This window comes from Rhizobium sp. Root1204, assembly GCF_001424965.1.
Classification (GTDB): domain Bacteria; phylum Pseudomonadota; class Alphaproteobacteria; order Rhizobiales; family Rhizobiaceae; genus Pararhizobium.
In genome coordinates this window covers 1-4754 of sequence record NZ_LMCZ01000037.1, presented here as the reverse complement: position 1 = coordinate 4754, position 4754 = coordinate 1, and the positions used below count along the sequence as shown (strand labels likewise).

Sequence of the window (4754 nt, the reverse complement as noted above, 5' to 3'; positions counted from 1 at the left end):
ACATTCCAAGGGAGAAAACTCTTGCTCATGAATGGACTGAATCAAATCAAAGCCTGAACGTCCACCCCTTCCGCACGAAATCGTGGACGGCCTCCTAGACAGCATTACGGTTTCGAACGAGCGGCTTGAAGATTGCCGCGATGTCATCGAGCCGGACCTGCAGGATCTGATCCGCGCTACGATCGCCTCCGGCTTTTCGGCGGAGGAGGTGCTTATCACCATCAGCGAACTTGTGGCAGAGGATTTTGCCGCGGTCGTCAAAGTCCCCAGCGTTCATTGAGGCGGAGTATTGCCCATGGCTTTCCCAGCGCAAGCAGATCTGTTTGGGGAAGCGGAACCGGCACTGCCGTCAGGTTTCCGCTACCAACCCGATGTCGTTCCCAAAGACGTTCAGTCGGTCCTCCTGCGAGAACTACCGCAACTGCCGCTGAAACCCTTCGACTTCCATGGCTTCGAAGGCAAGAGGAGGGTGATCTCGTATGGCTGGAAATTCGACTTTGACACCCAGCAGGTGAGGCGGACCGAAGACATCCCGCCGTTTCTTTTACCTGTACGATCGATTGCCGCAGCCTTTGCCGGTATCGCGCCGGACCAGCTGCAGCAGGCTCTGGTGACCGAGTATGCTCCCGGCGCGCCGATCGGCTGGCACCAAGACAAAAACGTCTTCGGCCGGATCATCGGGGTTTCTCTGTTGTCGGCCGCCACGTTCAGGCTTCGGCGCCGTTTCGGCGACCGATGGGAACGCGCCTCGGTTATTGCCGAACCAGGCTCAGCCTACGTGCTTTCGGGACCTGCGCGCAGCGAATGGGAGCATTCCATCCCGCCTGTCGATCAGCTTCGCTATTCGATCACCTTCCGGGAAATCGTCTGACCGACAGGTGCCAGGTTGGCCGCGCTGTCGGCGGGCTAATGATGGGCGTGCTCGGCGTTGCGTTTTCGCGTTGCTGCAGCCTTCTTCGCCGACGCCGAGCGATCGGCAGCAGATCGAGACGCAGCGGCCTTCCCGCCCTTCTCGCCGCCTTTGTGGGCTGCGGGATGACTGGTATGCTTTCCATGTCCGGATCCGCCGGTCTTTTTGCCGCCGCCGTCGTCCTTGTTGACGGTCGCCCACGCGCGACGTTCGGCCTCTTTTTCCGAAACCCCGCGCTCCTCATAGCTTTCGGCGATATGATCTGCCTTGCGTTCCTGCTTGTCCGTGTATTTCGACTTGTCACCTTGGGGCATGATGCTTCCTCCTGCATTGATGATCAAACGAACGAACCCTTCCGCAGTTGGTTCCCCGATGTCTCGCCGCGATCCGGAACAAACATCTCCAGGCCGCGTTCGCGAATTGAAGATGCAATCAGCGACAAACAGAACCGGGTGTGACGATGACCGACAAAGCCTCTTTGAACGACCCACGCAACCTCTATCCCGCGCCGCCGTTTCCCGACCAGCCGCAAGCTGCACCTGGGCTTGCCCGCAAGATGGATCCCGCCCCCGACCATGGTGAGGAAAGCTATCGCGGGTCCGGCAGGCTCACTGGCCGCAAAGCCTTGGTGACTGGCGGCGATTCCGGGATCGGTCGCGCTGCCGCGATCGCGTTTGCCCGCGAGGGTGCCGACGTGGCCATCGGCTATCTCCCGGATGAGAAAGCGGACGCCGAGGAGGTGATCCGGTTGATCGAGGCGGAGGGCCGAAAGGCGGTCGCGCTGCCGGGCGATATCAAGGAAGAGGCATGGTGCCGCGAGCTGGTTGAAAAGGCCGTTACCGGTCTTGGCGGCCTCGACATCCTCGTGATCAATGCCGGACGCCAGCAGTACCGCGAAAACATCGAGGAGCTGTCGACGGACGATTTCGACAAGACCATGAAGACCAACCTTTATGCGCTGCATTGGATCGCCCAGGCTGCCGTGCCGCACATGCCGGCCGGATCTGCAGTAATTACGACCGCGTCGATCCAGGCTTATCAGCCATCGCCGATCCTGCTCGACTACGCGACGACGAAGGCGGGCATCGTTGCCTATACCAAGGCACTCGCCAAGCAATTGATCGAGCGCGGCATCCGCGCCAACGTCGTTGCACCCGGCCCGGTCTGGACGGTGCTTCAGCCAAGCGGGGGTCAGCCCGACGAGAAGGTCACGAACTTCGGCAAGGACAGCGATTTCGGTCGACCCGGCCAGCCGGTCGAACTTGCTCCTGTCTTCGTGCTCCTCGCCTCGCAGGAAGCCAGCTTCATCAACGGCGAGGTCTATGGCGTGACCGGCGGCAAAGGCGTCGCGTGATAACGCCTGAAGGACGACTATGATTCAGGAAGTGAATTTGAAGCACGTGCACGCTGGTGTGCTCGATATTGCATATTTCGAGCTCGGCCCGGCAGACGGTATGCCAACGATCCTACTTCATGGGTTCCCCTATGATGCAAATGCCTATGACGGGGTGGCAAGTCGTCTTGCCGCCTCGGGGCACCGCTGCATCGTACCCTTCCTTCGCGGCTACGGCGCCACCCGCTTCCTGTCGCCGGCGACGCCGCGCTCTGGTGAGCAGGCGGCATTGGGCGCGGATCTCCTGTCATTGATGAACGCTCTCGGAATCGAAAAAGCGATCCTCGGCGGTTACGACTTGGGTGGCAGGGCCGCCTGTATTGTCGCCGCCTTGTGGCCTGAAAGGGTGATCGGCCTGGTGAGTGCGGGAACCGGTTACAACATCCAGGATATCGCCGGCGCCGCCAACCCCGGTGCTCCGGACCAGGAAGCGCGGGACTGGTATCAGTATTATTTCCACACCGAGCGGGGTCGGAAGGGTCTTGAGCAGCAGCGGGACCAGATCAGCAGGTTTCTCTGGCAGACATGGTCGCCGTCCTGGTCGTTCAACGATGAAACGTTCGAACGAAGTGCTGCGGCGTTCGACAATCCAGACTTCCTGGATGTCGTCATTCATTCCTACCGCCATCGTTACGGCGTCGTGCCCGGCGATCCGGCCTATGCCGAGGTCGAAGCCCGGCTGGCAGAGCAGCCTGACATTACAATCCCACCATCGTCCTCCTCGGCGCCGACGATGGTGTCGATCCTCCATCGACCGAGGATAAAGATGCTATCCACTTCAAGGGAACGTATGACCGTCAGATCCTTGCCGGCATTGGCCACAACGTCCCGCAGGAAGCTGCAGTTTCGCCTCGATAGCGCGCCCGACGACGGTCAACTGAAGTGTCGGCTGCCCGCCGATGAAGCTCTCTTCCACCAGCTCCATCATTTCCAGGCGCTCGACCAGCTTTTCGGACAACCGCTTGTCGCCAACCAGCCATCCTTTGCCCGCCTTGCGCTGGCGTCGGAAAAACGCGATCGCACGTAGCGCGTCCCGTTGGCTCCGGGTGAGGTTCTTTGCCGTCTCGGCTGGGCCGGGGTGCTCGAGGGAGGGCAGCATAATTACTCCTTCAGCTCTGTCGACGACGTCGCCGCGGCGGGCCAACTGTTCGATGGCTCCTCAACGTCTTCTGCCGGATCGGGGTCACGGTCGTAAGACAGGCGACGTTTTGCAATGACGTCTTGAAGCGTTTCGATCACCGTGACGGTTCCATGGCCCTCAGTCGCAAACCGGTCGATGATCTCGGCGACAAGATCATCCAGATGCTGAAACAGTCGTTCGGTAGTGTCGGGTCCTTCTGTCACGATCTCCGCTCCTCAGATCTCTATCCGCCGCTGCTGCCAGTCCTTGTATGGCGCCAATAGCTGTCCAGGAAATCGCTCTTCGATTGCGGTTTCAACCATGGCTATCCTGACAAAGACCTCGCTGCTGTCGCGGTCTTCGGAGGGGATATCTTCGCTTTCGTCCTCGAGCTTCTGCATCAGCGCAAACAGTTCTTCGTCGGTCATCGCGGAAAGTTGGTCTGCGAATTCCGCGGCATCAAAATCTTGTCCCTCTGCCATCGTCTGTCGGCTCCTCTGTCCTCGATGGGTCTGGCGATAACGGCCTAGTCGTCAACGAGTTCAATCCAGATTGGGTATGGGCGCTGGTGTAGGGCAGATAGAGGCAGCCGATAACAATTCCGTCGATGGCTGGGACGCGACTGCCGATCGTTGGCCGCAACCGGAAAGATGATTGCATACGTCATCCCTGCGACGTCCGGTTGATGCCGCGACCTCCCTACCTGTTAGCGCAGCGTCAGATTCATGCGTTGCGCCCGGTCCGGCCGCAGGGTCACCTTCATGATGGGTTTGGCGGGATGAGGCTCAGTAGCCGCAAGCCGGACCTTCTGAAGCAGCACAGCCAGGATAGCGACGGCTTCCATAACCGCGAAGGCGTTACCGATGCAGACCCGCGGCCCGGCACCAAACGGCATGTAGGTATATCGATGCCGCGCCTTGGCCGACTCCGGGCTAAAACGATCGGGATCAAACACTTCGGGATCCGCCCACAGTGAGGTGTGATGATGAACTGCGTAGATCGGCACGATCAACACCGTTCCGGTCGGAATAAGATAATCGCCCAGCTGGAAATCCCGCAAAGCGGTCCGCGTGATGATCGGTGCAGGGGGATAAAGGCGCATGGCTTCCGAGAAGGCCTGTCGCGTATAGACCAATTTCGACACGTGCTCCGCGCTAACCGGCTGACTCTCTGTCACCGCGTCAATCTCGGCGAGAACCTTAGCCTCGATCTCCGGATGCCGAGCTAGGAGGGCGTCCACGAATTGATTTTGTGTCCGCGGATCCTTTGTCGGCATGAGCATTGGCGAAAAGGTTTGTTGTGTTGCGGCAATTGAAGGCAGTCGGATGCAG

Annotated in this window: 8 protein-coding genes and 1 pseudogene; 4 read left to right on the top strand and 5 right to left on the bottom strand. The window is 59.9% G+C overall.

From position 1 onward, the window contains the following. Positions 1-82 precede the first annotated feature (82 nt). Entirely contained in the window at positions 83-280 is a 198-nt protein-coding gene (locus tag ASC96_RS24345) for a hypothetical protein (RefSeq protein WP_060505672.1), read from the top strand. Positions 281-295: 15 nt separating this feature from the next. Next, positions 296-871, top strand: a complete 576-nt coding sequence (locus ASC96_RS24340) for an alpha-ketoglutarate-dependent dioxygenase AlkB (RefSeq protein ID WP_060505671.1) — start codon at positions 296-298, stop codon at positions 869-871. Positions 872-906: 35 nt separating this feature from the next. Here the strand turns inward: ASC96_RS24340 and ASC96_RS24335 are convergent, their stop codons facing one another. After that, on the bottom strand, positions 907-1224 hold the full coding sequence (locus tag ASC96_RS24335) for a hypothetical protein (protein ID WP_060505673.1): 318 nt from the start codon (positions 1222-1224) through the stop codon (positions 907-909). 146 nt (positions 1225-1370) lie between these two features. Here ASC96_RS24335 and ASC96_RS24330 point away from each other — a divergent pair, with 146 nt between their 5' ends. Together ASC96_RS24330 and ASC96_RS24325 are read left to right on the top strand one after the other, a co-directional pair. Beyond that, positions 1371-2264: an SDR family oxidoreductase gene (locus ASC96_RS24330; RefSeq protein ID WP_060505670.1), complete on the top strand. Its 894-nt coding sequence runs from the start codon at positions 1371-1373 to the stop codon at positions 2262-2264. 37 nt (positions 2265-2301) lie between these two features. Continuing rightward, positions 2302-3161, top strand: a pseudogene (locus tag ASC96_RS24325) (alpha/beta hydrolase). Here the strand turns inward: ASC96_RS24325 and ASC96_RS33235 are convergent. From ASC96_RS33235 to ASC96_RS24310, 4 genes are all read right to left on the bottom strand, one after another. Next, complete coding sequence (locus ASC96_RS33235) at positions 3082-3402, bottom strand: hypothetical protein (RefSeq protein WP_162246391.1); 321 nt, start codon at positions 3400-3402, stop codon at positions 3082-3084. The pseudogene ASC96_RS24325 and the gene ASC96_RS33235 overlap by 80 nt on opposite strands. 2 nt (positions 3403-3404) lie before the next feature. Next, complete coding sequence (locus ASC96_RS24320) at positions 3405-3584, bottom strand: hypothetical protein (protein WP_156397723.1); 180 nt, start codon at positions 3582-3584, stop codon at positions 3405-3407. Positions 3585-3659: 75 nt separating this feature from the next. Further along, on the bottom strand, positions 3660-3905 hold the full coding sequence (locus ASC96_RS24315) for a hypothetical protein (protein ID WP_060505668.1): 246 nt from the start codon (positions 3903-3905) through the stop codon (positions 3660-3662). A gap of 224 nt (positions 3906-4129) precedes the next feature. Then, on the bottom strand, positions 4130-4754 hold a 625-nt coding region (locus ASC96_RS24310), incomplete at its 5' end, for a cytochrome P450 (protein WP_156397721.1).

Excerpts from the sequence above, each read along its gene's own strand:
- ASC96_RS24340 (WP_060505671.1), top strand. The coding sequence starts at position 296 with ATGGCTTTCCCAGCGCAAGCAGATCTGTTTGGGGAAGCGGAACCGGCA.
- ASC96_RS24335 (WP_060505673.1), bottom strand. The coding sequence starts at position 1,224 with ATGCCCCAAGGTGACAAGTCGAAATACACGGACAAGCAGGAACGCAAG.
- ASC96_RS24330 (WP_060505670.1), top strand. The coding sequence starts at position 1,371 with ATGACCGACAAAGCCTCTTTGAACGACCCACGCAACCTCTATCCCGCG.
- ASC96_RS33235 (WP_162246391.1), bottom strand. The coding sequence starts at position 3,402 with ATGCTGCCCTCCCTCGAGCACCCCGGCCCAGCCGAGACGGCAAAGAAC.
- ASC96_RS24315 (WP_060505668.1), bottom strand. The coding sequence starts at position 3,905 with ATGGCAGAGGGACAAGATTTTGATGCCGCGGAATTCGCAGACCAACTT.